The organism is Bacillus sp. V2I10 (assembly GCF_030817055.1).
In the GTDB taxonomy this organism is placed as follows: Bacteria; Bacillota; Bacilli; order Bacillales; family Bacillaceae; genus Bacillus_P.
The window spans coordinates 3,930,428-3,957,317 of record NZ_JAUSYV010000001.1 but is presented as its reverse complement, the minus strand read 5'-3'; the positions used below and the strand labels follow the sequence as shown (position 1 = coordinate 3,957,317).

27 protein-coding genes, 3 pseudogenes and 1 riboswitch are annotated in these 26,890 nt (G+C 39.9%); of the genes and pseudogenes, 22 read left to right on the top strand and 8 right to left on the bottom strand.

Translation table 11 applies throughout. The features are described from left to right. Positions 1-419: 419 nt before the first annotated feature. Positions 420-1,151 (bottom strand): ZIP family metal transporter, encoded by a 732-nt coding sequence (locus tag QFZ72_RS20065; RefSeq protein ID WP_307436887.1) that lies wholly within the window; start codon positions 1,149-1,151, stop codon positions 420-422. Positions 1,152-1,431: 280 nt separating this feature from the next. Here QFZ72_RS20065 and QFZ72_RS20060 point away from each other — a divergent pair, with 280 nt between their 5' ends. After that, the gene (locus QFZ72_RS20060; protein ID WP_307436884.1) at positions 1,432-2,379 is read left to right on the top strand and encodes an aldo/keto reductase family protein; all 948 of its coding nucleotides are present in this window, start codon (positions 1,432-1,434) and stop codon (positions 2,377-2,379) included. Between the two features lie 115 nt (positions 2,380-2,494). Here QFZ72_RS20060 and QFZ72_RS20055 read toward each other — a convergent pair whose 3' ends face one another. Then, positions 2,495-4,000, bottom strand: coding sequence for a PAS domain-containing sensor histidine kinase (locus QFZ72_RS20055; RefSeq protein ID WP_307436881.1), 1,506 nt, complete (start codon positions 3,998-4,000; stop codon positions 2,495-2,497). A gap of 178 nt (positions 4,001-4,178) precedes the next feature. Here QFZ72_RS20055 and QFZ72_RS20050 point away from each other — a divergent pair, with 178 nt between their 5' ends. Beyond that, the gene (locus QFZ72_RS20050) at positions 4,179-5,744 is read left to right on the top strand and encodes a bifunctional metallophosphatase/5'-nucleotidase (RefSeq protein WP_483862268.1); all 1,566 of its coding nucleotides are present in this window, start codon (positions 4,179-4,181) and stop codon (positions 5,742-5,744) included. A 90-nt stretch (positions 5,745-5,834) separates the two neighbouring features. Then, positions 5,835-6,284: a MarR family winged helix-turn-helix transcriptional regulator gene (locus QFZ72_RS20045; RefSeq protein ID WP_307436876.1), complete on the top strand. Its 450-nt coding sequence runs from the start codon at positions 5,835-5,837 to the stop codon at positions 6,282-6,284. A gap of 308 nt (positions 6,285-6,592) precedes the next feature. Here QFZ72_RS20045 and motB read toward each other — a convergent pair whose 3' ends face one another. Both motB and motA read right to left on the bottom strand, forming a co-directional pair. Continuing rightward, entirely contained in the window at positions 6,593-7,348 is a 756-nt protein-coding gene (motB, locus tag QFZ72_RS20040; protein WP_307436872.1) for a flagellar motor protein MotB, read from the bottom strand. Beyond that, entirely contained in the window at positions 7,341-8,132 is a 792-nt protein-coding gene (gene motA / locus QFZ72_RS20035; RefSeq protein WP_307436870.1) for a flagellar motor stator protein MotA, read from the bottom strand. The genes motB and motA overlap by 8 nt, the downstream gene beginning before the upstream one ends. Positions 8,133-8,296: 164 nt before the next feature. Between motA and QFZ72_RS20030 the strand changes: the two genes are divergently transcribed. Together QFZ72_RS20030 and QFZ72_RS20025 are read left to right on the top strand one after the other, a co-directional pair. Continuing rightward, positions 8,297-9,991 carry a M3 family oligoendopeptidase gene (locus QFZ72_RS20030; protein WP_307436868.1) on the top strand — a complete coding sequence of 565 codons (1,695 nt, stop codon included), beginning with the start codon at positions 8,297-8,299 and terminating at the stop codon, positions 9,989-9,991. Between the two features lie 124 nt (positions 9,992-10,115). Continuing rightward, positions 10,116-10,754 (top strand): VOC family protein, encoded by a 639-nt coding sequence (locus tag QFZ72_RS20025; RefSeq protein WP_307436865.1) that lies wholly within the window; start codon positions 10,116-10,118, stop codon positions 10,752-10,754. A gap of 28 nt (positions 10,755-10,782) precedes the next feature. On the opposite strand, the pseudogene QFZ72_RS20020 reads toward QFZ72_RS20025, so the two are convergent. Continuing rightward, positions 10,783-12,853, bottom strand: a pseudogene (locus tag QFZ72_RS20020) (ATP-dependent Clp protease ATP-binding subunit). A gap of 476 nt (positions 12,854-13,329) precedes the next feature. Here QFZ72_RS20020 and QFZ72_RS20015 point away from each other — a divergent pair. From QFZ72_RS20015 to QFZ72_RS19990, 6 genes and pseudogenes are all read left to right on the top strand, one after another. Beyond that, positions 13,330-14,385: a YkvI family membrane protein gene (locus QFZ72_RS20015; protein WP_307436863.1), complete on the top strand. Its 1,056-nt coding sequence runs from the start codon at positions 13,330-13,332 to the stop codon at positions 14,383-14,385. A 259-nt stretch (positions 14,386-14,644) separates the two neighbouring features. Beyond that, positions 14,645-15,988 (top strand): hemolysin family protein, encoded by a 1,344-nt coding sequence (locus QFZ72_RS20010; protein WP_307436861.1) that lies wholly within the window; start codon positions 14,645-14,647, stop codon positions 15,986-15,988. Between the two features lie 93 nt (positions 15,989-16,081). Further along, a complete protein-coding gene (locus tag QFZ72_RS20005) occupies positions 16,082-16,207 on the top strand; it encodes a DUF6254 family protein (protein ID WP_252204810.1) in 126 nt (41 codons plus the stop codon). A 241-nt stretch (positions 16,208-16,448) separates the two neighbouring features. Then, positions 16,449-16,610, top strand: a complete 162-nt coding sequence (locus QFZ72_RS29585; RefSeq protein ID WP_373464613.1) for a M15 family metallopeptidase — start codon at positions 16,449-16,451, stop codon at positions 16,608-16,610. A gap of 215 nt (positions 16,611-16,825) precedes the next feature. Beyond that, positions 16,826-17,348 (top strand): annotated as a pseudogene (locus QFZ72_RS19995) (sulfite exporter TauE/SafE family protein); the annotation flags it as partial. Between the two features lie 235 nt (positions 17,349-17,583). Next, a complete protein-coding gene (locus QFZ72_RS19990; RefSeq protein ID WP_307436858.1) occupies positions 17,584-17,994 on the top strand; it encodes a GNAT family N-acetyltransferase in 411 nt (136 codons plus the stop codon). A 246-nt stretch (positions 17,995-18,240) separates the two neighbouring features. Here the strand turns inward: QFZ72_RS19990 and QFZ72_RS19985 are convergent, their stop codons facing one another. The 3 genes and pseudogenes from QFZ72_RS19985 to QFZ72_RS19975 form a co-directional block, all read right to left on the bottom strand. Next, positions 18,241-19,389, bottom strand: coding sequence for an MFS transporter (locus tag QFZ72_RS19985; RefSeq protein ID WP_307436853.1), 1,149 nt, complete (start codon positions 19,387-19,389; stop codon positions 18,241-18,243). 141 nt (positions 19,390-19,530) lie between these two features. Next, positions 19,531-19,833, bottom strand: coding sequence for an ArsR/SmtB family transcription factor (locus QFZ72_RS19980; RefSeq protein ID WP_307436850.1), 303 nt, complete (start codon positions 19,831-19,833; stop codon positions 19,531-19,533). 647 nt (positions 19,834-20,480) lie between these two features. Next, positions 20,481-20,914, bottom strand: a pseudogene (locus tag QFZ72_RS19975) (DUF2254 family protein). Positions 20,915-21,131: 217 nt separating this feature from the next. Then, positions 21,132-21,176, top strand: a riboswitch (PreQ1 riboswitch). Positions 21,177-21,320: 144 nt separating this feature from the next. Here QFZ72_RS19975 and queC point away from each other — a divergent pair. The 11 genes from queC to spoVAE all read left to right on the top strand — a co-directional run bounded on the left by queC (position 21,321) and on the right by spoVAE (position 26,880). After that, the gene (queC, locus tag QFZ72_RS19970) at positions 21,321-21,980 is read left to right on the top strand and encodes a 7-cyano-7-deazaguanine synthase QueC (RefSeq protein ID WP_307436849.1); all 660 of its coding nucleotides are present in this window, start codon (positions 21,321-21,323) and stop codon (positions 21,978-21,980) included. Further along, on the top strand, positions 21,980-22,417 hold the full coding sequence (gene queD, locus QFZ72_RS19965; protein ID WP_307436846.1) for a 6-carboxytetrahydropterin synthase QueD: 438 nt from the start codon (positions 21,980-21,982) through the stop codon (positions 22,415-22,417). Before queC ends, queD begins: the two co-directional genes overlap by 1 nt. Continuing rightward, positions 22,414-23,142 (top strand): 7-carboxy-7-deazaguanine synthase QueE, encoded by a 729-nt coding sequence (gene queE, locus QFZ72_RS19960; RefSeq protein ID WP_307436843.1) that lies wholly within the window; start codon positions 22,414-22,416, stop codon positions 23,140-23,142. The genes queD and queE overlap by 4 nt, the downstream gene beginning before the upstream one ends. Positions 23,143-23,162: 20 nt before the next feature. Continuing rightward, a complete protein-coding gene (gene queF / locus QFZ72_RS19955) occupies positions 23,163-23,660 on the top strand; it encodes a preQ(1) synthase (protein ID WP_307436840.1) in 498 nt (165 codons plus the stop codon). Positions 23,661-23,844: 184 nt separating this feature from the next. Continuing rightward, positions 23,845-24,045 (top strand): cold-shock protein, encoded by a 201-nt coding sequence (locus tag QFZ72_RS19950; protein WP_070876230.1) that lies wholly within the window; start codon positions 23,845-23,847, stop codon positions 24,043-24,045. Between the two features lie 96 nt (positions 24,046-24,141). Continuing rightward, positions 24,142-24,279: a hypothetical protein gene (locus QFZ72_RS19945; protein ID WP_307436836.1), complete on the top strand. Its 138-nt coding sequence runs from the start codon at positions 24,142-24,144 to the stop codon at positions 24,277-24,279. After that, on the top strand, positions 24,276-24,479 hold the full coding sequence (locus tag QFZ72_RS19940; protein WP_307436833.1) for a DUF1657 domain-containing protein: 204 nt from the start codon (positions 24,276-24,278) through the stop codon (positions 24,477-24,479). The genes QFZ72_RS19945 and QFZ72_RS19940 overlap by 4 nt, the downstream gene beginning before the upstream one ends. A 65-nt stretch (positions 24,480-24,544) precedes the next feature. Beyond that, positions 24,545-25,018: a YhcN/YlaJ family sporulation lipoprotein gene (locus QFZ72_RS19935; RefSeq protein ID WP_307436831.1), complete on the top strand. Its 474-nt coding sequence runs from the start codon at positions 24,545-24,547 to the stop codon at positions 25,016-25,018. A gap of 16 nt (positions 25,019-25,034) precedes the next feature. Then, entirely contained in the window at positions 25,035-25,514 is a 480-nt protein-coding gene (spoVAC, locus tag QFZ72_RS19930) for a stage V sporulation protein AC (RefSeq protein ID WP_307436829.1), read from the top strand. After that, positions 25,514-26,524 (top strand): stage V sporulation protein AD, encoded by a 1,011-nt coding sequence (gene spoVAD / locus QFZ72_RS19925; protein WP_307436827.1) that lies wholly within the window; start codon positions 25,514-25,516, stop codon positions 26,522-26,524. Before spoVAC ends, spoVAD begins: the two co-directional genes overlap by 1 nt. Positions 26,525-26,529: 5 nt before the next feature. Beyond that, positions 26,530-26,880, top strand: a complete 351-nt coding sequence (gene spoVAE, locus QFZ72_RS19920; RefSeq protein ID WP_307436825.1) for a stage V sporulation protein AE — start codon at positions 26,530-26,532, stop codon at positions 26,878-26,880. The last annotated feature ends 10 nt before the right edge of the window (positions 26,881-26,890 follow it).

Sequence of the window (26,890 nt, the reverse complement as noted above, 5' to 3'; positions counted from 1 at the left end):
AGGGGAAAAACTGAAACAAATAGATGTAAAAGGGTACTAAATTGCACAGCAATTTGTACCTTTTTTCTATTGTTATTGAATAAGGGGAGAGCGTTTTTACGGACTCAAAAAGCCCAAAGCTTGTTTGACGGATTTGAGGTACTGCACTCTTATAGTATCCAGTACCTTTGAGTTAAACGTGTTTCTGGGGATGGTTTACTTTTGTAATAGGGCTCGCAGTTGGTATTAGTTTTTTCTCAAGTGAAAACGATATAAATAGAAAAACGCCCAGATAGAGAAATCGGGCGTTTGTTAATGCTATTGACTTAACCAAATATTTTACTTGCCAACTTGAGAAAAACGATTTTCGTCTCCAAAACGCGGTACCCGTTACTCGCGGGAGTTTTAGGTTTTTTTGATTAAAGATTCAGAAGCATTTCTTATAAGGTTTCAATCAGTACGATCATAAAGAGAATGCCGAGAATAAATGAATAGGTCGCATTCCGCTCGTTGCCGTCCCCGTGGCTTTCGGGAATCAGTTCTTTATAGATGATAAACAGCATGGCTCCCGCTGCAAAAGACAGACCATAGGGGACAAGGTTTTCTACAAATGAAGTTAAATAGAAACCAAGCAGCGAAGTGACAATTTCAACCGCACCTGTCATCGTCGCGATTAGCAAGGCTTTGAATTTGCCGATATTCTGGTTTATAAGGAACAAGGCAACCAAAAATCCTTCTGGAGCATTTTGAAGCCCGATTGCGAAAGCAATCAAATTTCCAGTTTCACTTTGCTCTGATGCGTAGCTTACCCCAACTGATAACCCTTCAGGCAGATTATGCAATGTGATGGCAGCAATAATCAGCATAGCCTTCTGGTCAAATTCGATTCCGTATCTTGAATGTTCAAGATCGATGTGGGGGATTTTCTTTTCAAGTGTTGTTAAAACAAGCACGCCCAGAAAAAGTCCCGCACAAACCTGAAATACTCCTCCCTGGTTCAGTGCCTCAGGCAGAAGACTCATCATTGATGCCGCCATCATGATTCCGGCTGTAAAGGCGAGCAGGATATCTCTCCATCTATGCGTGATGGTTTTTTGAAGAAACAGGATGGGAAGAGCTCCAAATCCTGTTGCTAGAGCTGATAACGTACTTCCGATTAAAACCTCAGTCATGGCTGAACTCCTTTTCGTGCATGTATGTAATAGCCATATTATAGCCGAAAAAAAACCAAAAAAGATAGCGAAAACATTCATTCTTGTTTTTTCGCCATATGAGGTTATTTTTTTCAGCAAATAATTGTATTCTTGCTAATAATCATAAAGATCAAGAGGGAAATGAAACATCTTGTCGGTTAATGTCGATAGGTGAACGCTTCTCTCCCTTTACGATTTTTGAAATTTCTGATAAGTTAAAGACAAAGGAATATCATCATGTACAGCAGGGGGAATAGGGATGCAATATCGAAGGCTAGGCAGATCAGGGTTAAAGGTAAGTGAAATCAGTCTTGGAAGCTGGCTCACATTCGGCAAAACAGTTGATGAGCGGTCAGCAGCAGATATAATTCATAAGGCGTATGAAGCGGGAATCAACTTTTTCGACAGCGCGAATGTGTATGAGCGCGGAAAAGCAGAAATTGTCATGTCAAGAGCACTTAAGCCGTTTCCAAGGGATTCATATGTCCTGACGACAAAAGCTTTCTGGCCAATGGGGGACGGGCCGAACGATAAGGGGTTATCAAGAAAGCATATTATGGAACAGGTCCATGCAAGCTTAAAGCGGATGGATCTCGAATATGTCGATATTTTTTACTGTCACAGATATGATCATGAAACACCGCTTGATGAAACATTGCGGGCAATTGATGATCTTATTCGCCAGGGGAAGATCTTATATGCAGGAGTTAGCGAATGGACGGCTGCACAAATACAGGAAGCCATGAGTGTGGCAGACCGCTACCTGCTCGACCGGATTATCGTGAATCAGCCGCAGTACAATATGTTACACCGTGATATTGAAGAAGAAATTATTCCAATGTGCGAAAATGCCGGCGTTTCACAAGTTGTGTGGTCACCGCTTGCACAGGGGATTTTAACAGGGAAATATAAAGAAGGTTTAATCCCTAAAGGTAGCCGTGCATCCGGAGAAAACGTGAATTCATGGATGAAGAAAATCCTGAATGATATGGTGAACCGAAAAGTGGAGCTTCTGGATCAGCTTGCAAAGGAACACGACATCACACTTGCCCAGCTTGCTCTTGCCTGGACGCTGAGGCAGCATAATGTGGCAAGCACCCTTGTCGGTTCTTCTCACCCAGAGCAGATTATTGAAAACGCGAAGGCTTCGGACGTTGCATTAGGGTATAATGCGCTGCAGCGTATTGAAGAGATCTTAACGAGCTGAATATTTACATATAGTAAGTACAAGCGCCTTGTGGAGTTAGACGCTTCCTCTTACCATAAATGCGAAAATTTTTATATTTCATCTAACTAAAAAAAGAGTGAAAAGCATTTGCTTTTCACTCTTTTTCTGATAAAGGAAGAGCAATTGTCACTTTCGTCCCTCTATCTAATACACTGTCAATGGCGATTGTTCCTTTGTACATGGAGATGATCCGTTTGCATACGACAAGTCCGAGCCCTGTGCCGGTATCTTTCATGGTAAAGAAAGGGTGAAAGATTTTTGAAATGACATCTTCCGGTATGCCTTTTCCCGTGTCAATTACTCTGATTACAGCGAAATCTCCCTGTTTTTGCACCTCGATGGTTAATCTGCCTTCATTTTTGTCGATTGCTTCTAATGAATTTTTCGCTAAATTCAGCAGCACCTGTTTGATATGATCCTTTGTGCAATTAATAAGCAGAGGTTCTTTATATAACCGGATATCCATTTCTGTATTATAAAGATTAGCTTCAGACCCCAGCAGCGGGGATAATTCAAGCACAATCGCATTAATATCGTGGTCTGCGTGGTGATGGGCAGTCGGTTTCCCGAGCACTAAAAACTCGCTGACGATTTCATTGATGCGCTGGATCTCTTTATCGATGACAGAAAAATAGAATTGATCTTCAGAGTCCTGATATTTTTCCTGCAAAAGCTGAATGAACCCTTTTACACCTGTCAGCGGATTTCTGATTTCGTGGGCAGTGCTTGCTGCAAGCATTCCGACAAGCTCTACTTTTTGAGCATCTATTTGGCTTTGTTCAATTAAAGCTCTTCTTTTTAAAAGGAAATTTTGGATGAGAATAAAAATGATGTTTAAGATTCCGAATGTGATCAGCATGTAAATGATCATGTCTTTTGCATGTTTAAGACTTATTTCTGAATCAGGCACACCCTCAAGCTTCCACGCGATCTGATCAAGGTAAACCCGAACAGGCTCCAATTTTGATGGCGCATTCTCGCTGCCTGATGCAAAAAGAACATGATTGCTTTCATTCACTACCTTAATATTCAATCTGGGACTGATGACGTTCATGATATTTTTAAGATAATCTACTTTTAAAGCTGCTACTAATAAGTTTGTTACTTCACCTTTCTCATTAAAAATGGGCGTGCAAACGGAAACAATATATCCTCCGGTAATATTACCGAAGTAGGCATCTGATACAGTCGATTGTTTGGTTGCAATGGCACTTTTAAAAAAAGCCCGGTTTTGAAGGTTAACTGTTTTCATCAATTTTCTGGAAGCTGCTGTAATGTCACCATTCTTATGAACAAAATAAAGACCTGAAAAACGCGGCTCCTGATCATACGCCTGCATTAGCACTCGCTGAATTTTATTCTCGTCCTTTTCTTCTTCAAGCACAAGCGCCATCGATTCCAGCCTTGCTTTTGTATCTTGAATTAAATTATCAATCTGATTTTTATGAATGTTGATCATGAATGCTGCTTCAGAACGATGGAGATCCATCACTTTGTCTTTTTGGTAAAAATAAATGCATGTATTGATTAGCAGGGATGGGATCAGCACGACCAGAAAATAGATCGATGCTTTTTTTATTCGATTAGGATCTTTCAGCAAAGTTATCGCCCCAAATAAAAGATTGCCCGATTAAGAGCATACTATTCGAATTATAAACCATTTAATTTGAATGTACTAGGAAAGATGGCTGAATTCCGCTCTAAACTAAAAGCGCGTTCCTTCTATTGTAGAGAAAGGGAATATTGGGTATGATGGAAAGAAAAGGGAGGGGTTTCTCATAGAAACGGTTAGACTGACAATCTTGCAGACGAGTGACATTCATGGTCATATTCTTCCGCTAATATACAGCACAAATGAGGAACAATGCCTAGGTCTTGCAAAAATTTCAACGATCATCAAAAAAGAGAGGAACGAGCATGATAACGTCCTTCTCATTGATAATGGAGATTGCATCCAGGGAACCCCGCTTACCTACTATTATGCGAAAAAAGCTGCAGATCAGAGGAACCCTGTCATAGCGGCTATGAATGCGCTTGGCTATGATGCAGCGGTAATCGGCAATCATGAGTTCAACTACGGCAGTGATTTTTTGAAAAAAGCTGCAGATCAATCTGAATTCCCATGGCTGTCCGCTAATATCACAGAAAACGGAGAGCCATTATTAGGCAAACCTTATATAATGAAGACATACTGCGGTGTAAAGGTTGCGGTTCTTGGGGTAACAACCCATTATATCCCGAACTGGGAAGATCCGAAGCATATTGAAGAACTCTCATTTCACGATGCTTTTCAATCGGCCAAGCATTGGACGGAATATATTAAAAAGAATGAGAAGCCTGATCTGCTTATCGTCTCATACCATGGCGGTTTTGAGCGTGACCTAAAGACGGGAGAACCGACAGAAGCGCTTACAGGTGAGAATCAGGCCTATCAATTTTGCCAGGAGATTAAGGGAATTGATGTGCTGCTCACTGGTCATCAGCATCGCTCCATTTCAGGTGAATTAAACGGAGTAACGGTGGTTCAGCCTGGCTTTAATGGACGCTTTGCCGGAAAAATTGAGATCACCTTTGCGGTTAATGAAAACGGAATATGCGTTAAAGAGAAAACATCAAAGCTTGTAGATCTAACCATTAATGAAACAGATCAGAGCATAATAGAATTGATTCAGCCTTTCGAAAGAGAGACACAAAAGTGGCTGGATCAGCCCATTGGAAAGATCAGCGGAAACATGCTGATCGAAGATCCTTTCGCAGCACGCATGGTGAAAACAGCTTTTATAGAATTTATTAATAAGGTACAAATGGATGTCTCAGGCACGGAGATCTCAAACACGGCTCTTTTTGATAATTCATCAAGAGGCTTCCCTGAAAATCCGACCATGCGTGACATTGTTTCAAACTATATCTATCCGAATACCTTGAAGGTACTTCGTTTGAAAGGCAGCGACATAAGAGCCGCTCTTGAACGTTCAGCCTCATACTTTATGTGCGGAGAGGACGGCGCAGTTATTGTGAATCCGAAGTTTCAGGATCCGAAGCCTCAGCACTATAACTATGACATGTGGGAAGGAATTGAGTACATACTTGATGTCTCAAAACCAGTCGGCGATCGGGTCGTGCTTCTTGAGAAAAAAGGAAAGCCGCTAGAACGTGATGGAGAATATGACGTTGTAATGAATAACTACAGGGCCTCAGGCGGGGGAGAATACACAATGTTCAAAGGAAAAGAAGTCATAAAAGAAGTTCCTGTTGATATGTCTGAGCTGATTGCGAACTATTTACTAGAGAAAAAAGAAGTACAAGCTTCTCTCAATCATAATTGGAAGGTCATTTGTTCTTAAAATTTCTATGCTATATTGACATTTCAGCTGCAATTTTGTATCATTATTATTTAGAATTCAAGATATTTAGTTATCGAAGGATTGATGAAAATGAAAGATCAACAGCAAATCGAACAATCGTTAAAATTATTTATCGTTTTATCCCGTGCACACCGCGAGATTAATGATCAAGTGAATAAACACATCTCAAGCTTCGGGCTGAACCCAACAGAATTTGCCGTGCTTGAGCTCCTCTATCATAAAGGGGAACAGCCGCTTCAGCAAATTGGCGGGAAGATTCTATTAGCAAGCGGAAGCATCACATACGTAGTCGACAAGCTCGAACAAAAAGAACTGCTTGTCCGAAAAGCATGTGATAAGGACCGCCGCGTTACCTTTGCTCAAATTACGGATAAAGGAAAGAAATTGATCGAGAGTATTTTTCCATCTCATCAAGAGCGGTTAGATGAAATTGTCGGCATTCTGACATCAGAAGAAAAGCAGACCGTCATTGATCTTATAAAAAAAGTCGGCTATCATGCACGGGATCTTCAGGATTAAAACACTTTCTAATTAGGAAGTGTTTTTTTTTGAGAGAGATGGCGATAATACTGTTGTTAGCCGGAATGTGCGCTTGAATTGGACTCTTCGATTTTTTCCATTCGACTGCTATTCTCACAGAAAATATCCCCATTAAAAATGCCTGGGTAATCTAGTTCTGAATATGTACTATATCAGCCGCATTATCATTTGACCTCGCCCACACCCCAGATTTATGCTCGTTCAGCCATTTATCTCCTAATTGGCAAGCTCGGTGGACAATTACCCATCATCTTTCAATAAAAAAAGTGTCCGTATTGGACACTTTTTTACTGGTTCTGCTCAATCGGAAGGATCAAAATCTCGACCCTTCGGTTTTTTTGCTGGCCTTCTTTTGTTTTGTTGTCTGCAACTGGATTATACTCCCCAAACCCTTTTGCAGAGAAGGCTCTAGGATCAAGCTGCTCGTTTTCAAGCAAAAGCTTCATGAAATTTACAGCGCGCATCACACTTAAGTGCCAATTGGATTCAAATTCTGCGTTCTGAATCGGCACGTTGTCTGTGTGGCCGCTGACGATAATATTCCGCGGAGGATTCATGACTAAAAGCTTCGAAATTTCCTTCGCCAGCTGTTCATCTTTCTTGCGGATGGAGGAATTGCCCGAATCAAAAAAGATATCATTTAAAATGGTGATGAGAAGTCCTTCATCCGTCAGAGTGGTTTTTAATTGTGTTTCAAGCCTGTTTGCCGCAATATAGGCATTCACTTTTTTCTGAATTTCTTTTAATTTCTCCTGCTCGAGTGTTTCCTGCTGTTCTTTTTCCGGATTCTTTTCCTTCTCCTGATCCAGCTTTTCCATCTCACCGTCAGGGATCGGACTTGGGTATTCAAGAACGCCGGTTCCGCCTGTAAACGTGCTGTTGAAAGCCCGGGCAAGCATTTGGAATTTCTGCGCGTCTACTGAGCTCATGGCAAATAGGACGATGAAGAGGGCGAGCAATAGCGTTAATAAATCGGCATAGGGCAAAAGCCAGGATTCATCAACGTGCTCTTCCTCGTGTTTCTGTTTTTTCTTTCTAGCCATCTAAACTCTCTCCTTCCACGAAAAGCTGTTTTCTTTCGTGTGCCGGAAGGTAGGTGGCAAGCTTTTGTTCAATTGCTTTCGGGGCCTGGCCTTCAAGAACAGATAACACTCCTTCAATCATGACGTGCTTTACTTTTGCTTCTTGTTTGGATTTTCTTTTGAGTTTATTTGCAAAAGGGTGCCATAAAACATAACCCGTGAAAATCCCCATAAGGGTTGCCACAAATGCTGCTCCAATCGCTTTCCCTAATTCATCCGTATTATCCATATGTGAAAGAGCAGCGATTAATCCGACAACTGCTCCAAGTACTCCAAGGGTAGGGGCGTAAGTGCCCGCCTGTGAAAAGATGGATGCTCCTGCTAAGTGACGCTCTTCCATGGCATCTATTTCTTCCGTCATGACATCCCGGATAAATTCAGCATTTTGTCCGTCAACAGCCATGCTCAGCCCATTTTTTAAAAATGGATCTTCAACATCCGAAATCTTAGCTTCAAGTGCAAGCAGCCCTTCTTTTCTCGCAACCTGGGCCCATTCGGAAAACATGGGAATCAGTTCTTGAATGCTGTGTGACTGCTGCTCTTTAAAAATAACGCCGAAGAGCTTCGGCACTCTTTTAATCTCGCTTGTGGGAAATGCGGTTACGACAGTTGCAATCGTTCCGGCAATTATAATCAGCAATGCAGCCGGATTTAACAGGACAGCCGGGCTGACACCCTTCATAAACATGCCGACGAAAACGGCGACAAGGCCTAAAATTAATCCAATAAGTGACGTTTTATCCATACTCTCACCAAATCTTTCTTTCGTTACGTTTTGTTACTATTTATATCGTCATCTTTTCATAAACTTTAAGAGCTGAATTAAATGAGAAACAGAGGAATCATGACTTTTTTCTCGAATTAAAAGAAGGGGAAAGTTATTTATTTTATGAGAGTGGGGAAATACATATGAAATTTCAGGAATACGACTACAAAAGACCGGGCAAGGAAGAAGTTGAAGCAACATTCCATGAGGCTCTTGAATTGTTCAAGCAGGCAGAAAGCTTAGAAAAGCAGGAAGAGGCGCTTGATCAGCTGAATGTCATTCGCGGCAATCTTTCTACAGCCTTCAACCTTTGCTACATCCGCCATACAATTGATACAAATGATGAGTTTTACAAGGAAGAGCAGGACTATCTTGATGAGCTTGAACCGCATATTAAAGCAATGGATACGGAGTTTTACAAAGCGCTTGTCAGCTCAAATTTCCGCAATGAATTGGAAGAGAAATACGGGAAACAGATTTTTGCCCTTGCTGACGCCCAGATGAAAACATTTTCCCCTGAAGTACTTGAAGATCTGCAAAAAGAAAACAAACTCGTGACAGAGTATACGAAGCTTGTTGCCTCTGCAAAAATTGAGTTTGACGGAAAAGAATACACACTTGCACAGCTTGAACCGCTGCTTGAATCAAAAGAGCGCGACAAGAGAAAACGTGCATCAGACGCATATTTCGGCTTTTATGCTGAAAATGGAGAAAAATTCGATGAGATTTTTGACAAGCTCGTAAAAGTCCGGACACTCATTGCAAAGAAATTAGGCTTTGCGAATTTTGTGGAGCTGGGCTACGAAAGAATGCAGCGTATTGATTTTGATGCAGACATGGCGAAGAACTTCCGTGATCAGATCAAGGAATACATCGTGCCAATGGCATCTCGATTAAGAGAACGCCAGCAAGAACGTTTAGGGCTTGATACTCTTGCTTTCCCGGATGAAAAGCTTCAATTTACAACTGGAAATGCTACTCCTAAAGGGGATGCAGAGTGGATTATCGAGAATGGGAAAAAGATGTATGAAGAGCTGTCGAGAGAAACAAATGAATTCTTTGATTTTATGATTGAACGGAATCTGATGGATCTGCTTGCGCAAAAAGGAAAGGCAGGCGGCGGATACTGCACATATATTGAAGATTACAAAGCTCCATATATCTTCGCGAACTTTAACGGTACAAGCGGAGATATTGATGTTTTGACACATGAAGCAGGACACGCATTCCAGGTCTATATGAGCCGTCATTTCAATTTATCTGAATACCACTTCCCAACACATGAGGCTTGTGAAATTCATTCCATGAGCATGGAGTTTTTCACTTGGCCTTGGATGGAAACCTTCTTTAAGGAAGATACGGAAAAGTATAAATTCAGCCATTTAAGCGGAGCGCTGTTATTTTTGCCGTACGGTGTAACCGTCGATGAGTTCCAGCATTTCATCTATGAAAATCCGGATGCCACTCCGAAGGAGCGCAAACAGGCATGGAGAGAGATTGAACGGAAATACTTGCCGCACCGCAATTACGAGGATAACGAATTTTTAGAAGAAGGCGGATTCTGGCAGCGTCAGGGACATATCTTTAATTCTCCTTTCTATTATATTGACTACACACTTGCTCAGATTTGTGCGCTGCAGTTCTGGAAAAAAATGCATGAAAATAAAGAACAGGCATGGGCGGATTATCTTCATCTTTGCAAACAGGGTGGAAGCCGATCATTCCTGGAATTAGTAAAGACTGCGAACCTGATCTCACCTTTTGAAGATGGATGTGTACAATCGGTCACAGGCGACATTCGAGAGTGGCTTGAGAACGTGGATGACAAAAACCTGTAATGAAAATGCCGTCAGCATATGCTGGCGGTTTTTTCATCTGTTAGTCGGACAAAAGATCAGTATAAAGAATGAATTCAAACTTTGGCACTTCTTTTAAAATAAAGAAAAGAGAGGGGAAATGGAAATGAAATTTGTGCATGTGCAGTTAGAGTGCAAGCATCTTGAAGAAATGAAAACATTCTACACGGTTATTTTAAAGATGAAATTGACAGATGAAAAAAAGGATCGTTTTACCGTGAAAGCCGGTTTAAGCAGCTTAACCTTTATTAAAGCAGAAAACCGCACCTATTATCACTTATGCTTCAGAACGAATAAATCGTTTTTTGACGTCATGTTTAAAGAATTAGAGAGTCTTCTGCTGAAAAACGAAGAAGGCGAAGTGAACTTATACTGGAAAGGAAAACAGGCATATTTTCATGATCCTGAAGGAAATGTGCTTGAAATGCTTGAAAGGACGGAGGTTCCAGATCATCAATTAGACTGGCATGATGCATTTGAAGTTGGGCTGCCGTGCGAAAATGTTGATGAAATGCGGCGGGAATTAGCTTTTTTGACTAATCAATATGGAGCTGAATCTGACTCGTTCGCTTTTTTCGGAAATGGTGATGGTTCTGTCGTTGTGGTGAAGGATGGCAGGCACTGGTACCCGACACAAAGAGGTTCAGAGATTCACCCGATTGTTCTTGAAGTCGAGGATGAGGCTGAGTTTGAGTACAGACATCCAGTTTATCCATATAAAATTATTGCAAAAAAAGAGTGCTGAATTCCATTGAATCAGCACTCTTTCCATTTTATTTAGCATTTACAGAAATTTCATCATTCGTAATCTCTACAACTAGTTCTATGATCTCATTGCCGTCAAGCAAGATGTCAGCAATAGAATCTTCTACATGCTCTTGAATCACTCTGCGGAGCGGACGTGCACCGAATGCAGGGTGATAGCCGAGTTCGGCAATTTTTTCTTTCGCCTCATCTGTAATGATTAGTGTTATTTTTTGTTCTGCCAATGTGGCTTTCAAATCATCCAGCATAATATCGACGATTTCAAGCAGATGCGGTTTTTCAAGTGATTTGAATTCAATGATGCTGTCAAAACGGTTCAGAAACTCCGGTTTGAAGAATGAGCCCAGAGAGCCTAATAAAGAACTTTCGTTTAAGGCATCATTGCTTCCGAATCCGACTGTTACTTTCTTATGGCCGATGCCGGCGTTGCTTGTCATGATGATGACAGTATCTTTAAAGCTGACCGTTCTGCCCTGGCTGTCTGTCAGTCTGCCATCTTCCATCACTTGAAGGAACATGTGCTGGACATCAGGATGAGCTTTTTCAATTTCATCAAGCAGGATGATGCTGTATGGGTTCCGACGGACTTTTTCAGACAATTGTCCAGCTTCTTCATGGCCAACGTAGCCAGGAGGGGAACCAATGATTTTTGAAATTGAATGCTTTTCCATGTATTCACTCATATCAAGACGAATGAGCGAGTCGCGTGAACCAAACAGTTCAGAGGCAAGGGTTTTCGTCAGCTCTGTTTTACCGACCCCGGTCGGACCGACAAACAGGAAGGACCCGATTGGTCTTTCTTTGGACTTTAATCCTGCACGGCTGCGGCGGATGGCTTTGGCTACTTTTTTAACAGCCTCTTCCTGGCCGATTACTTTTCCAGATAGTTTATTCTTAAGGTTTTTCATTTGAGCCTGCTCGTCTTCCTGAAGTTTTCCGACTGGTATACCCGTCTTTTTTTCAATGATGGCTTGAATATCTGCAAGATCGACTACAGCTTTAACAGGTGTCTGCATTTTCTCAAGCTTGAGCTCTTCATCGCGCAATTTAGCAGCAAGCTCGTAGTTTTTCTTCCTTCGTTGCCTGAGCTTTTTTTCTGGCGATTTCAGCTAACTGTTCGCTGATGTCTTCGCCGCTGCCTGCCTGAAGGTTCTTTTTCGAACCGGCTTCATCCAGCAAGTCAATCGCTTTATCAGGCAAGTAACGATCCTGGATGTAGCGGTTTGACAAGGTTACAGTCGCTTTAATGGCTTCTTCGGTATACGTAACCTCATGGTATTTTTCATATTTATCCTGAATGCCTTTTAAGATTTCAACGGCTTTTTCAAGGGACGGTTCTGAAACCATGACTGGCTGGAATCTGCGTTCAAGCGCTGCATCTTTTTCGATTTGGCGGTATTCTTTTAAAGTCGTTGCACCGACAACCTGCAGCTCTCCGCGTGCAAGAGAAGGTTTTAAAATATTGCCTGCATCCATGGAACCCTCGGCAGACCCTGCACCAACAAGAAGATGAATTTCATCAATAAACAATATGATGTTTTTCTTTTGCTGAAGCTCAGAAATCAGCTGTTTCATTCTTTCCTCAAATTGGCCCCGTATGCCAGTGTTTGCAACAAGTGAAGCAACATCAAGCAAGTAAACCTCCTTGTTTTTAAGCTTAGCAGGGACATCGCCTTCTGCAATTTTAAGCGCAAAGCCTTCTACTACAGCTGTTTTACCTACTCCTGGTTCACCGATTAAAACGGGGTTATTCTTATTTCTCCTGTTCAAAATTTCAATTAATCTTTCGACCTCTGCATCTCTTCCAATAACAGGATCAATGACTCCGGCCTTTGCAGCGCGCGTTAAATTGCGGCCTAATTGGTCAAGAAGACCATTGCTACCTCGTTTATGAGTTTGCTCTTCTGCGCCTTGCTGGAATGGCTGAGAAGGGGGAACATTTCCGAATGATCCGCTTGGAACAGAGCTTCTATATTGTGCATAACAGTCTGAGCAGAGCAGCACTTGCTGACGCTCCTGATTAATTTGAAGAGTTAAATGAACAGATGCTTTCTTAGCTTGACAATGTTGACATAGCATAGTGAAAACCTCCTGATATATATTTTGACTTTGACTATCCTTGACTAATTGAGTGAGTAAAAAATCACCTCATAGGATGATCTTGATTCATATTATAGTTTGACCTTATTTGACTTTCAAGTATTTTGCTTAAAAAATTTTGGGATGAGTTATTAGCCGCTGACAGCTGAAACGAATTAAATTGTGCTATAAATCAAATTGGAATAACGGATATAAATTGGATAGTGCCTGTAATATATGGGATAGAGCCCGATAAAATTCAGAAAGTACCTGATAAAAATCGATCCCCGCGAAATATAGCAAAATACCACTCGCCGAATATCATGATTCAGCTATTTTCAGCTCCGCTTCCCATCCCAATGAGTGGAAGGCTCCATATTTCTGTATCCCGCATATCCTTACTTCTTTCTTAACACCTTGTCTCATATACATGGTAAGAGTTCAGCTAAAAGCATTCATCGTAACGGGGGTAGAAGATGAAGAATCAATGGTTTCAGGTTGTTCAAATCGCAGCTGTATATGTTGGAACGGTTGTCGGGGCCGGCTTTGCAACTGGACGGGAGATTGTAGAATTTTTTACGCAGTATGGCTTTTTTGGCATACTCGGTATTTTAATATGCGGGTACTTTTTTATGCATCTAGGTGCAAAGATTATGATTATTTCAAAACGTATCGGAGCAAAATCGTACCAGGATTTTAATCTTTTCTTATTCGGCAAGTCGTTTGGATTTATTATTAATCTCTTTATGCTGCTTGTCTTATTCGGTGTAACATCTGTGATGCTATCAGGTGCAGGGGCTATTTTTGAGGAGCAGCTGGAATTCAGAAGGCAGTTTGGCGTGCTTCTGACCATCCTTCTGACAATCATCGCGATGTCTTTCGGCTCCAAAGGGCTGTTTAGCGTCAATATTATTGTCGTGCCGCTTTTAATCCTCTTCAGTGTGCTTATTGCGGTATCATCATTTGATGCCCATACGTTTTCATCATTTCAGCTTCATCATGCTCCATCATTTAAATGGCTGATCTCAGCCATCTCCTATTCAGCCTTTAACCTTGCGATGGCAGTAGCAGTTCTTGTTCCCCTTGCGCAGGAGATTGAAGATGAGCGCGTTGTAAAATGGGGAGGAATAGTTGGAGGGGCCCTCCTTACGTTCATTTTGCTTAGCAGCCACTTTGCCCTGTCCACACTTCCTGATGTGATTTTATACGATATCCCAATGGCCGAGGTCATGAAAGCATCTATTTTTTCCTTCTTTTTCATTTATATATTGGTCATTTACGGGGAAGTTTTTACATCTGTCATCGGTAATTTATTCGGTCTTGAACGCCATTTGGTTCGGGTGATTCCAATCCCAAGGATGTTTATCATTATTATCCTGCTCAGCGGTGCTTTTTTCGTCAGTCAAATTGGCTACAGCTCGCTGATTGCCTTTCTATATCCAATCTTTGGCTATATGAGCATCGTCTTTTTGGTCTTATTGATGGTCCGGAAAAACCCTCTTCCTGAGAATAATAAAACATCGAAAAAGTGAGAATAATCAAACAATTTAAACATAAAGGCTTGATTATCAACATAATTATGAAGAAAACTGGCATATTTCCCGTTTGACTGCTGAAGTTGTTCATATTATGATGTTTTTAATGTTATCTGAATTTTTTATATCTTTCAGAAGAGGTGATGAGATGGGGTATTAACTTTTCATAGAAGGTTTTGCACCATCCAATGCCTAATAGATTGAAATTTTTCAGGAGGTGACTCCTTTTCTGTCTCAGGCGGAAGAGGGAATTTATTTGGACATAGTGAATTTGTTCATTATTGCGATTTTAATTGCTGCCACTGCTTTTTTTGTAGCATCGGAGTTCGCAATTGTTAAAATTCGAAGTTCCCGCATTAATCAGCTGATTGAAGAAGGAAATAAACAGGCATTATCTGCTAAGAAAGTAACGGATAACCTGGATGAATATTTATCAGCTTGCCAGCTTGGAATCACCATTACAGCACTCGGCCTCGGCTGGCTTGGAGAGCCTGCAATCGGAAGGCTGCTTCATCCTGTTTTCAAAAGGTTTGACCTTCCAAGTTCAGGCGTTCAGTTCTTGTCTGTCACAATTGCCTTTGCCGTCATCACATTTCTGCACGTAGTGGTGGGGGAGCTTGCGCCAAAAACAGTTGCCATTCAAAAAGCGGAGCGAATTACGCTTACCTTTTCAAAGCCGTTAATGGCTTTTTACCGCCTCATGTTTCCGGTGATCTGGGTGTTAAATGGCTCAGCACGGCTCCTTACGAGTTTCTTTGGAATGAAGCAGGTCTCAGAGCATGAGCTTGCACACAGCGAGGAAGAATTAAGAATCTTGTTATCTGAAAGCTATGAAAGCGGAGAGATCAATCAATCTGAATACAAATATGTGAATAAGATATTTAAATTTGATGATCGGATTGCGAAAGAAATTATGGTGCCCCGCACCCAAATCGTCTCACTTGATATTGAAGAGACGCTGCAGTCGCATCTGAAGATTATCAAAAGTGAAAAATATACAAGATACCCCGTCGTTGACGGCGACAAAGACCATATCATCGGTATGGTGAATATTAAAGAAATTTTTACGGACTTATTTCAATCAAAAAAAACCGATCATTTTTCATTGAAAACCTATATTAGGCCTGTTATTCAAGTAATCGATTCTGTGCCGATTCAAGAACTGCTCCTTAAAATGCAAAAAGAGCATATTCACATGGCCATTCTTATTGATGAATACGGCGGAACCGCTGGGCTTGTAACAGTTGAAGATATATTAGAGGAAATCGTAGGCGAAATCAGAGATGAATTTGATGCTGATGAAGTGCCGCTTGTCCAGAAAATCACGGATGATCAGTATGTGATCGACGGAAAAGTATTAATAAGCGAACTGAACGATTTGTTCGGAATTGATATGGATGACACAGATGTTGATACAATCGGCGGCTGGATGCTGACTGAAAAATACGATATCAAAAAAGGGGAACTGGTTGAATTCGGATCCTTTACTTTTAAAGTGAAGGACATGGAAAACCACCATATCCGCTATCTCGAATTGACCCGAAAAAAAAAGACGGATAGTTCCCCGCTTCTGCAGAAGGGAATTGCTGCTACACAATGAGATGCTTTTACGAGCATCTTTTTTTTTTGCGTAAAAAGCATCGTCTGAGGTTAAAATAAGCCTGAATCTTATTTATTAAAGGAGACCTGTAATATGACACAATCAAAAGGCCAAAAGCAGAGACAATGGGATATCCGCAAAGAATCTCAAAATGAGCATGGCAAAGTAAAATCGTTTAAAGAGCTCGAGCAGGAAGGCACTCAGAATAGCAAAAAATAGCAAAAAAAGAAGGAATCCGAAGTTTGTGGATTCCTTCTTTTTGAGAGATTAGTGTTAAATTCAGTAAAAATTGAACTTGGTAAAGACCCTCTGAACCGATGCATATACAGGTCTTCGAAGAGGTGAGCTACTTGGATGGTACGAATACTGTGTTAAAAACAATCTTAATATCTTAATCTATGAAACAAAAAGAACTGTTGAGCAGCAAAAGAAATACATTGCTTCAGGTACTTCACAAACAATGAGATCATATCACATTGTTGGACAAGCTTTAGATTTTGTTCCAGTAAATAATAAAGGTGTTTGTTTATGGGACGGTTATGAATCAGATGAGATCAAAAAGGCTATTTCTTACGCTAAACGATTAGGATTTTCATGGGGGGGTGATTGGACAAGTTTATAGACAAACCTCATTTAGAGTTTAGATACAAAGGTTACGGTACAGATACTTTTGGAGAAAAAACAGTTGAAGCCCCTAATACGCAGGTAGGCTCAGTAGTTGTCAATGCTCCTAAGAATGAGAATAAGATTACATCATTCCAAGATTGGTTAAATGACAATTACAAAGTTGGGATTAAAGAGGACGGTTTATTTGGACCTAAAACCAAAAAGGCAGCCGGCTCAATGCTTGGGGCGTGGACTGTTCATATGATGAACCCTGAAGTTCTTAAGCCGTTGATGTTGATAATGCTTGCTGCTGTTGCAGTTTACACCATTTTTAAGAAAGATTGGGGTAGTATCTCGACCTATAAAAAATTGTCCACTCGAAACTTCATTATTTTTATGGTTTTAATCTTTGCTATTGGTTTTTATGATGGATTTCTTGGTCCGGGAACAGGTTCATTTTTAATATTTGTTTTTTTAAATGATTGGATTTGATTTTATAAAGGCAGCAGGTAATGCGAAATTTTTAAACTTTGGCAGTAATATTGCTGGTTTGTTGATGTTTATGTATTTAGGAGAAGTAAATTATTCTTATGGATTACCAATGGCACTTGCAGGGATTGCTGGAGCGATTTCTGGTTCGAAATTTGCCATTAAAAGAGGAAGTGGTTATGTACGTGCATTGTTTATTGCTGTAACATTTTTACTATTAGCAAAAAATATATATGATCTTATCGATTTACACTTCCTTCCCTAAAAGGTTTTTTATTGAGAAGGTTCTAATAATAAACATATAGGATCTTGTTTTCCACTCCAAACTGGGTACTTAACCCCTTTTGGTGTAGCTCGGAAAGTTTATCCGTATTAAGAGCATAGAAATCGGTTTGGTAAACGATTGAGCTTACTTAAGAGGAACAGAAATATACTATTAAATAGGAGACTAATAGGTTCCCTGCATTACTTATTTTATAGGGAAGACAAAGGAGAGGACTATGGAAACCACGATTAGAAAAGTAGATAAGGAAGAAGTTTGGGAATTAAGGCATAAAGTGATGTGGTCCCATAAGGCTTTTGACTACATTAAGTTAGAAGATGATCATTTAGCTATTCATTTTGGTCTTTTCAAAGAAGACATCCTAATTTCTGTCATCACACTTTTTATTAATAATGAAGAAGGTCAATTCCGAAAATTTGCTACTGTTCAACAAGAACAAGGTAAGGGATATGGAAGTGCTTTGTTAAACTATGTATTTAAGGAAGCAAAGATTTACGGCGTTAAGAGAATTTGGTGTAATGCCAGAAAGAATAAGGTGAATTTTTACAAAAAATTTGGTTTGCGAGAAACCAACTCCAGTTTTATAAAAGAGGGTAAATCCTACATAATAATGGAGAAATATTTGTAGTCCATTATCGGGACTACCCTATTGCAAGTTTTGGTTTTCCATACTGATCATGCCTTTTTTAGAGTAATAGTATCAGTATATCCTTGCAATTGTGTTGAACTTTTTTGAACCAAAACCAAAGAAAAAAGGTTGCCTGAGCAACAGCAACCTGTCTAAAACTTTCAATTTGAAATTGTATTAAAAACCTTAAAGAGAAACCTTTTTATATTGAAACCTTTTGTTCTTTTTCACATTGTTTTTATCTATTTATTTAGATTTACCACGAGATGCTATTAATGTCATAATAATGGCTATAGCTAATCCGAGTACTCCTATCCAAGTGATGGAACCCAGCGATACCTTTTCTACAAAAATCCCACCAATTCCTGCGCCTGCAGCCATCGATAGTTGCATCATTGACTGATTTAGTCCTAGAAGTACACCTGACGATTCTGGTTTTATGGTCGCCAAGTTGAACTGTTGTGCTGGAGCTGATGCCCAAGCTGCAAAAGACCACAATATTAGTATGATTAAAACACCGACATAAGTGTGGGTAATTAATGATAAAAGAATAAGCATGGCAATGTGCAGAAGCATCGAACCTATTAGTGTACGTGACACACCCCATTTGTCTGTACTAAAACCACCGAATTTCGAGCCAAATAAACTAGCGACACCGAATATAAGCAGAATCCCACTCAATAATTTTTCACTGATACCCGAAATGTTCAACAGGTAAGGAGCTAAGTAGGTGTAAGCGACTGAATACCCTCCAAGCCAGAAGAAGGTGATTGATAAACCAATCGCTACTTTTCGATCCTTTAGAAGTGCAAGCTGTTGCATTAATGGAACCGGTTTATCCCCTTTAGTAGGTGGAATTACTAATGAGATTATGATCATCGCTAAAAACCCAAGTAGAGCAATTCCGCCAAATACCACTTTCCAGCCGTATGCATCTGTGATAATTCGCCCTAGAGGAACACCAAGGATTAAAGATGCTGTAAAGCCCATTATTATAGTGGCAATCGCACTACCTTGTTTATCCTCAGGTGCTATTTTTGCCGCGATAGTCAGAGCTGTAACTACTACCATACCAGCCCCTAGTGCCATTACAATTCTTGATAAAACAAATAAGGTGTACCCCGGCAATACGAATGCAAGTATGTTCCCTATCACAAACAAGCCTAAAGATACGATCATAAGCTTGCGTCTATCCATGCCTGATGTCAGTGCCATAAGAATGGGTGTAAAGATGGCATAGACAAGCGAGAATATGGTAATTAATTGGCCCGCAGCCGCCAAAGTGATTCCTAGTGAATCTGCAATGTTATCCAAAACACCTGAGATAATATACTCCGATGTTCCAACTAAAAAACTTATAAGTGCTAAAATATAAATTTTAAATGTGTTAGACAAAATAATCACTCCTTAAATATAATATATTTACATATCTAGAAAAGACGATATGTTAATGATTGATATAAACATATCGTGATATATCGATATGTTTGGTGTAAATAAAGCTGAATCCTTTACGAGGATTCAGTTTAATTTACTTTAAATCTCTTGCTCAAGAACGGTTGCAATATTTCTTATGGCTTCCTCATCTCTTTTGTAATACGTATACTTTCCAATACGCTCTGTCTTAATTAAACCAGCTCGCAAAAGTATAGTGAGATATTGAGAAGCTGTTGATTGCGTCATTTTTAATTGCTCTGTTATTTGACTAACGCATACCCCTGTTTTTCTCATATCAATCCCTTCATGGGGTTTAAAATGACGTTCAGGTTCTTTTAGCCAGTGTAAAATTTGTAACCTTGATTCATTAGATAAGGCTTTAAAGATTTCAATAGGCTTCATGTCTTTTATTATATCTAAAAAATGCGATATGTCAATATGTGTTCGGTGATAAATCTATATCCTAAATATTAACGTCTGGACCTTTAGTTATCCCTCTCTAGAATAATTTTTTTAAAAGAAAAAATGAGCGAAGAACTTTAAATATAATGTTTCTCATAGGCAAAAAAGTCTTCTTTTAAATTTTCTTCATTCATTCTTTTAGGTGGAATCTTCATATTTCATCATTCTGTAGAGATTATAGAACTATGGAAATTCTTATAAAATTGCTTAGAACTTTGACTGAGAACTATTTGTTTGCCTAATTGATTGGTCCACTAAGTACTGATACCCATAAATTAAAATTGCCATAAGTACACATATGAAATACCAAGTAATATGTTTCGCTTTTTTAAATTCAAATATTCCCATTTTTTCTGAAATTGAAGCAAAAGGAAAGGCGTTAATAAAATCCAATACCATATTTGTAATTAAGTATTTGGGGAAATTTCCGAATGTTAGTTTAAATATCCATAGTGTAGCTACTTAATATGGACCTAATATATATAAGAAATCTATAGAACTGGGAGATAGAGGATTTTTATTTTTCCACCATTTTTTCTTATGACCAATTAGACTAAGTACACTAATGATTAAATTAATAAAACTTGCTACAGGTAAATACTTGAAAAATCTTTTGTTATATTTGAAATGACATTATCTACTTTAATCCATTCTGTCATATGGTGAATGAGAAAAACGAACATGCCGACGCAGATGAAGGCAACGATAATCGCAAGAGTTGGCACGAAAAAAAAGTTGCTGGTCTCATTTTCTCTAACTTGATTAAGCAGTACCAGAGAATAAATGTAACCCCTATGAAAACTCCAAGAACCCGCTGAATTTTGGATTCTGAGTTGAAGTTGTGCATCGTCCGCGGTGAAAAATTAGCCAGGAATGTTGTCAGCACGACAAGAACGGACGAAAACGTAATTGTCGTCATCGTTAATAAGGAAGTGGAAGTGGCACTTTGTATGGTATGAGAAAGTTCCTTATCTGTTAAAAAAAACAGATGGTATATGCTTGAAATAATCGTTTTCTGCAAGATATCTGTCTGCCATCATACTGTGCACGGCAAGAATGAAAAAGGTGATTGTGTAGATGGAAGGGGTAATCCAAAAATTTGATTTCAATTAGACTAGGATCGGTTTATTAGGCATGACCTGCCCCCCCCCCCCCCTGAATAAAATAAGATTGAAGTGTTTGTCTGTTCGTGGTATAGTATGAACGGTAAAAATATTGATAAATTCCGCGCAGTTTGTGCGGGAGAGGTTCTAGCACAACCCTCTATAAAAAACTAAGTATGAACTGTATCCTGTTAGAGGTATAGTTTTTTAGTTGGGGATTTTACATGCTAGACACTTCTGAACATATCAGGGTGTCTTTTCTTATGCCGATTTTTAAATCGGGGTTGTGAAAGAATGCTCTCTTCGAATGAGGAGGACATATAGATGAAAAACGATAAAGCACTAGTTGTTTTCAGCGGCGGCCAGGATAGTACGACATGTTTATTTTGGGCCATGAAGCAATTTAAAGAAGTGGAAGTTGTAACGTTTAATTATAACCAGCGCCACAAGCTTGAAATAGAAGTAGCAGAAACCATTGCAAATGAACTTGGAGTACGTCACCATCTTTTGGATATGTCACTATTAAATCAGCTTGCACCTAATGCTCTTACAAGAGATGATATTGAAATTGAACATAAGGAAGGCGAACTTCCTTCAACATTTGTCCCAGGAAGAAATCTGCTTTTCCTGACGTTTGCATCCGTCCTTGCTAAGCAAATCGGAGCAAAGCATATTGTTACAGGGGTCTGTGAAACAGATTTCAGCGGGTATCCGGATTGCCGCGACGTGTTCGTAAAATCATGCAACGTCACCATCAATTTAGCAATGGATGATCAATTTGTCATTCATACACCGCTTATGTGGATTGATAAAGCGGAAACATGGAAGCTTGCAGATGAACTTGGTGCACTGGAATATGTTAGGAAAAAAACGCTCACATGCTACAACGGTATTATCGCAGAAGGATGCGGAGAATGTCCAGCATGTCACTTAAGGAAAAAAGGCCTTGACGATTATCTGGCTGCAAAAGGAGGAGAGGCGTAATGCTTCAGCAAATGTACCCGCAAACACTCCACCCTTATTCTTATGAGCTGAACAAAGATATGCAGATATCTGCCGCTCACTACGTGCCGAATGAGGAAGCAGGCAAATGCCGCCGTATCCACGGTCATACGTATTTTATTAATGTAACTGTCGCGGGAGATGAGCTTGATCAATCCGGGTTCCTCATAAATTTTGCCCATATCAAGGAGCTCGTGCACGACCGCTTTGACCATACAATTCTAAATGAAAATGAAGTGTTTGATGATCATGATCCAAATAAATTTCCTACTACTGAAGTAGTGGCGCGCACGATTTATGAAATTATACAGCAGCATTTGGATACACTGGGGCACAAACCGAAATGCGTCGGTGTTTTTGTCCGCGAAACACCTACAAGCTACGTAATGTACCGCCCCAAGCAGGTGAAAAATGGATGAAAAAGTTTCCCGTTTTAGAAATTTTCGGTCCGACCATTCAAGGAGAAGGAATGGTTATTGGTCAAAAAACGATGTTTGTCCGTACAGCAGGCTGTGACTATTCTTGCAGCTGGTGTGATTCTGCTTTCACTTGGGACGGATCCGCAAAAGATGACATTAGACAATTAACAGCGGAAGAAATTTGGTCAGAGCTGTTCGAACTTGGCGGAAGCCATTTTTCTCACGTGACAATTTCAGGCGGAAATCCTGCTTTACTTGGGAATCTGAATGAACTGATTGAACTTCTTCACGAAAAGAAAGTAAAAGTTGCAATTGAAACACAGGGCAGCCGTCTGCAGCCCTGGTTCGATCAAATTGATGATTTGACCATCTCGCCAAAGCCGCCGAGCTCGGGAATGAAGACTGACTTTGATAAATTGGATGAAATTGTCCGCTATTTAACGGAAAAAAACCGTCTCCTTCATGCCAGTTTAAAAGTAGTTGTGTTTGATGAGCAGGATTTGGAGTATGCGAAAATGGTTCACAAGAAATACCCGGAAATCATTTTTTTTCTTCAGGTAGGAAATGATCTGGTCCAAGAACCGGATGATGGGAAATTAATTGCTCATTTGCTTACAAGATACGAGTGGCTGATAGACCGGGCAGTATCAGAAGTAGATTTAAACAATGCGCGCGTATTGCCGCAGCTGCACACCCTTGTTTGGGGAAACAAAAGAGGAGTTTAACTAAGAAAGGACGGCTGATTATGGCTGGAAGACAAGATTCAGAACTAACAGATGTAACATTGCTTGGCAATCAGGGAACAAATTATTTATTCGAATACAGCCCTGACATTTTAGAATCATTTGATAATAAACACGAATACCGCGATTATTTTGTGAAATTTAATTGCCCTGAATTTACAAGTCTTTGTCCAAAAACAGGGCAGCCTGACTTTGCAACCATTTATATCAGCTATATTCCAGATAAAAAAATGGTTGAGAGCAAATCATTGAAGCTTTATTTATTCAGCTTCCGCAATCACGGAGACTTCCATGAAGACTGCATGAACATCATCATGAATGATCTGATTGACCTGATGGATCCAAGGTATATTGAAGTATGGGGCAAGTTTACTCCGCGCGGCGGAATTTCAATCGATCCTTATACAAACTACGGAAAACCCGGCACAAAATACGAACAAATGGCGGAGCACCGCTTGATGAATCATGATATGTATCCGGAGAAAATCGACAATCGCTGATAAAATCCGAAATTATTTTCAAGCAAAATTTGCTTTTTAAAAGAATACATGTTATGTTTATTAAGAATTATTTTTGTTCGGTACGCAAGGAAAGAACAAGTGCTAAAACTTTTCACCTTTTGTTATCAATGAGAGCAAGGATAGTAACACAATGTATGCTAAAGCATACGAGGAGGCAACAACAATGGAACAAGGTACAGTAAAATGGTTTAACGCAGAAAAAGGTTTCGGATTCATCGAGCGCGAAGGCGGAGAAGACGTATTCGTTCATTTCTCAGCTATTCAAGGCGAAGGTTTCAAATCTTTAGACGAAGGCCAAGCAGTTACATTTGACGTAGAGCAAGGTCAACGCGGACCTCAAGCAACTAACGTTCAAAAAGCTTAATTTTAAGCTGACATATAAAACAGTCTCTTTTATAGAGGCTGTTTTTTTGTGTCCAATTTTATTTTCATAAATTCAGACCGGGCAGTAAGGGTGAGTATGAGCGGTCAGAAAAGTGAAGAGTATGCGGAAACAGTGAAGAAAGCCAATGCAGTTGATATACATAAAATAAATAAAATAAGAAACAATACAAATTGTACCTTAACAAATCAAAAGAAAGAAGGAATCAAAAAATGACAGTAGGAGCACAAGTTAAGCAAACACTAGCTGGATTAAAAAGCGCACAAGCCAGTTTAGAAACCTTTGCACTTGGTACCGATAATCAGCAAGCAAAACAGCTTTACCAGCAAGCTGCTCAACAAACACAGGCTGTTGTTGACAGTATCACTCCACGTTTATTAGAAATCGAACAAGAAGAACCTCAATACAAACAATAATTACAACAAAGAAGGTTGACTTAATCAACCTTCTTTATTATCGATAGAAACGGATAGGTGATTCCATGAAAAATAAGATAAAGACATTAAACATTTGTCTTATTATAGTAGCGGCTATGGGAGTTGGATCAGGATGCAACGGGAATCTGAATCAGCAAGTGTCTGAAAATGATGATATGAATATCGAATATGTACATACAAGCAGCCCGATTGAACAAACTGTTGCCAATCAATCAAAAGAAAAAGTAGCAAAAGAAGAGGAGATTTCGTCCGTAAAGGCTGTGAATACAGATAAGGAGCTGTTATTGGCAGTAAAAGTCCACCAATTTGATCGGTTTCGATTAAAGAGCATCAAAAAGAAACTGAAATCAGATTTAGAAAAAATGCATTCCGAGTATGAAATCTTCGTTTCCACTGATCAAAAAATTTATTTGGAACTGGAACAATTAGAACAAAAACTGCAAAAAGATCATACCCAAATGAAATCATTAAAAAAAGATTTCGATAGAATTAAAAGTCTTATGAAGGAAAAAGCATGATGAAAGAGGGGCAGGCATGTCAAATAAGCAAAAGAAACAATTAACACCTGTACAACAAGAGTATCAAACCCTTGAAAAGCAGCTGGAAACAAAAAGACCGGTTTTTAAAAATTGTATAAAAGCATTTTTAACGGGTGGATTCATTTGCTTGATCGGACAGTGTATTCAAATGTTTTATATTTTTTATTTTGATTTTACTGACCAAACAGCTGGAAATCCGACGGTTGGTACTTTGATTTTCATTTCCATGCTTCTTACAGGTTTTGGAGTCTATGATCGAATCGCACAATTTGGAGGGGCTGGTTCTGCTGTTCCTGTTACCGGCTTCGGAAACGCAGTCATATCCGCAGCCATTGAACATCGAACAGAGGGGTTTGTGTTAGGTGTAGGCGGTAATATGTTTAAATTAGCTGGCTCTGTCATCTTGTTCGGTACTTTTTCCGCGTTTGTGATTGCTACAATCAAAACCATTCTTATCCAGTGGGGTGGTTTGTAATGTTAATGGGTCATCGTACGTGGATTTTTGAGCAGAAGCCGGTCATTCTCTCCACTGGAACTGTCGGCGGACCATTTGAAGCAAAAGGGTTGCTGGCTGAAGATTTTGATCTTCTACATTCCGATTTATGGTTAGAACAAGATTCCTACGAGAAAGCCCATAAAGTTCTAATTGAAGAAGCCAGTCAAAGAGCTATTGAAAAAGCTGGTCTTCAAAAGGAGCAAATTCAGTTTTTCCTTGGAGGAGACCTTATTAATCAAATTACGCCTACAAGCTTTGCGTGCCGGACATTAGGGACACCATATCTTGGGTTGTTTGGCGCCTGTTCAACCTCAATGGAGGGACTTGCTCTTGGCGCCTATCTTGTTAACACCAAAGGCGCCAACTATTTATTAACAGGAGCTTCCAGTCATAACACTGCTGTTGAAAAACAGTTCCGTTATCCGACTGAGTACGGCGGGCAGAAACCACCAACAGCACAGTGGACTGTAACTGGAGCAGGAGTTGCTTTGTTAGGTCAGTCAGGTGAGGGCCCTCGTGTTACATCTGCTACGATTGGCCGTGTCATTGATATGGGAATGACCGATCCATTTAACATGGGAGGTGCGATGGCTCCGGCTGCGGTTGATACGATTGAGGCTCATTTAACAGAACGAAATCTAGATCCTTCCTATTATGATTTGATTGTAACAGGAGATCTTGGTCAGATTGGTCACGAAGTTTCACTTGATTTATTTAAAAAACATGGAACCCCAATAAATGAAAAACAGTATCTGGACTGTGGAATGATGATCTATCGGGAAGGGCAGCCAGTACTCGCTGGAGCAAGCGGCCCGGCATGTTCAGCAACGGTCGTATATGGTCACTTATTAAACCGAATGAAAAAAGGTGAGTTTAAACGCATATTGGTTGCAGCGACAGGTGCTTTATTATCGCCTTTAAGCTTTCAGCAAAATGAAACGATTCCTTGTATTGCTCATGCGGTGTCGATAGAATACGGAGGTGAATAACGATTATGATTTTCTTTTGGGCTTTTGTCGTAGGCGGTTTGATTTGCGTAGTTGGGCAAATTATGTTTGATGTGTTTAAACTCACACCTTCTCACACATTAAGTACATTCGTTGTCATTGGTGCCCTTCTTGATGGATTTGGTTTATATGAACCGTTTATCGATTTTGCAGGAGCAGGAGCTACGGTTCCGATTACGAGTTTCGGAAATTCCCTTGTGCATGGTGCGATGGAAGAAGCTGGAAAACACGGGTTAGTCGGTGTAATATCGGGAATGTTTGAAGTGACAAGTGCCGGTATTTCTGCTGCCATCATTTTCGGAATGATTGGCGCCTTGCTTTTTAAACCTAAAGGATAAGGAGGAACCG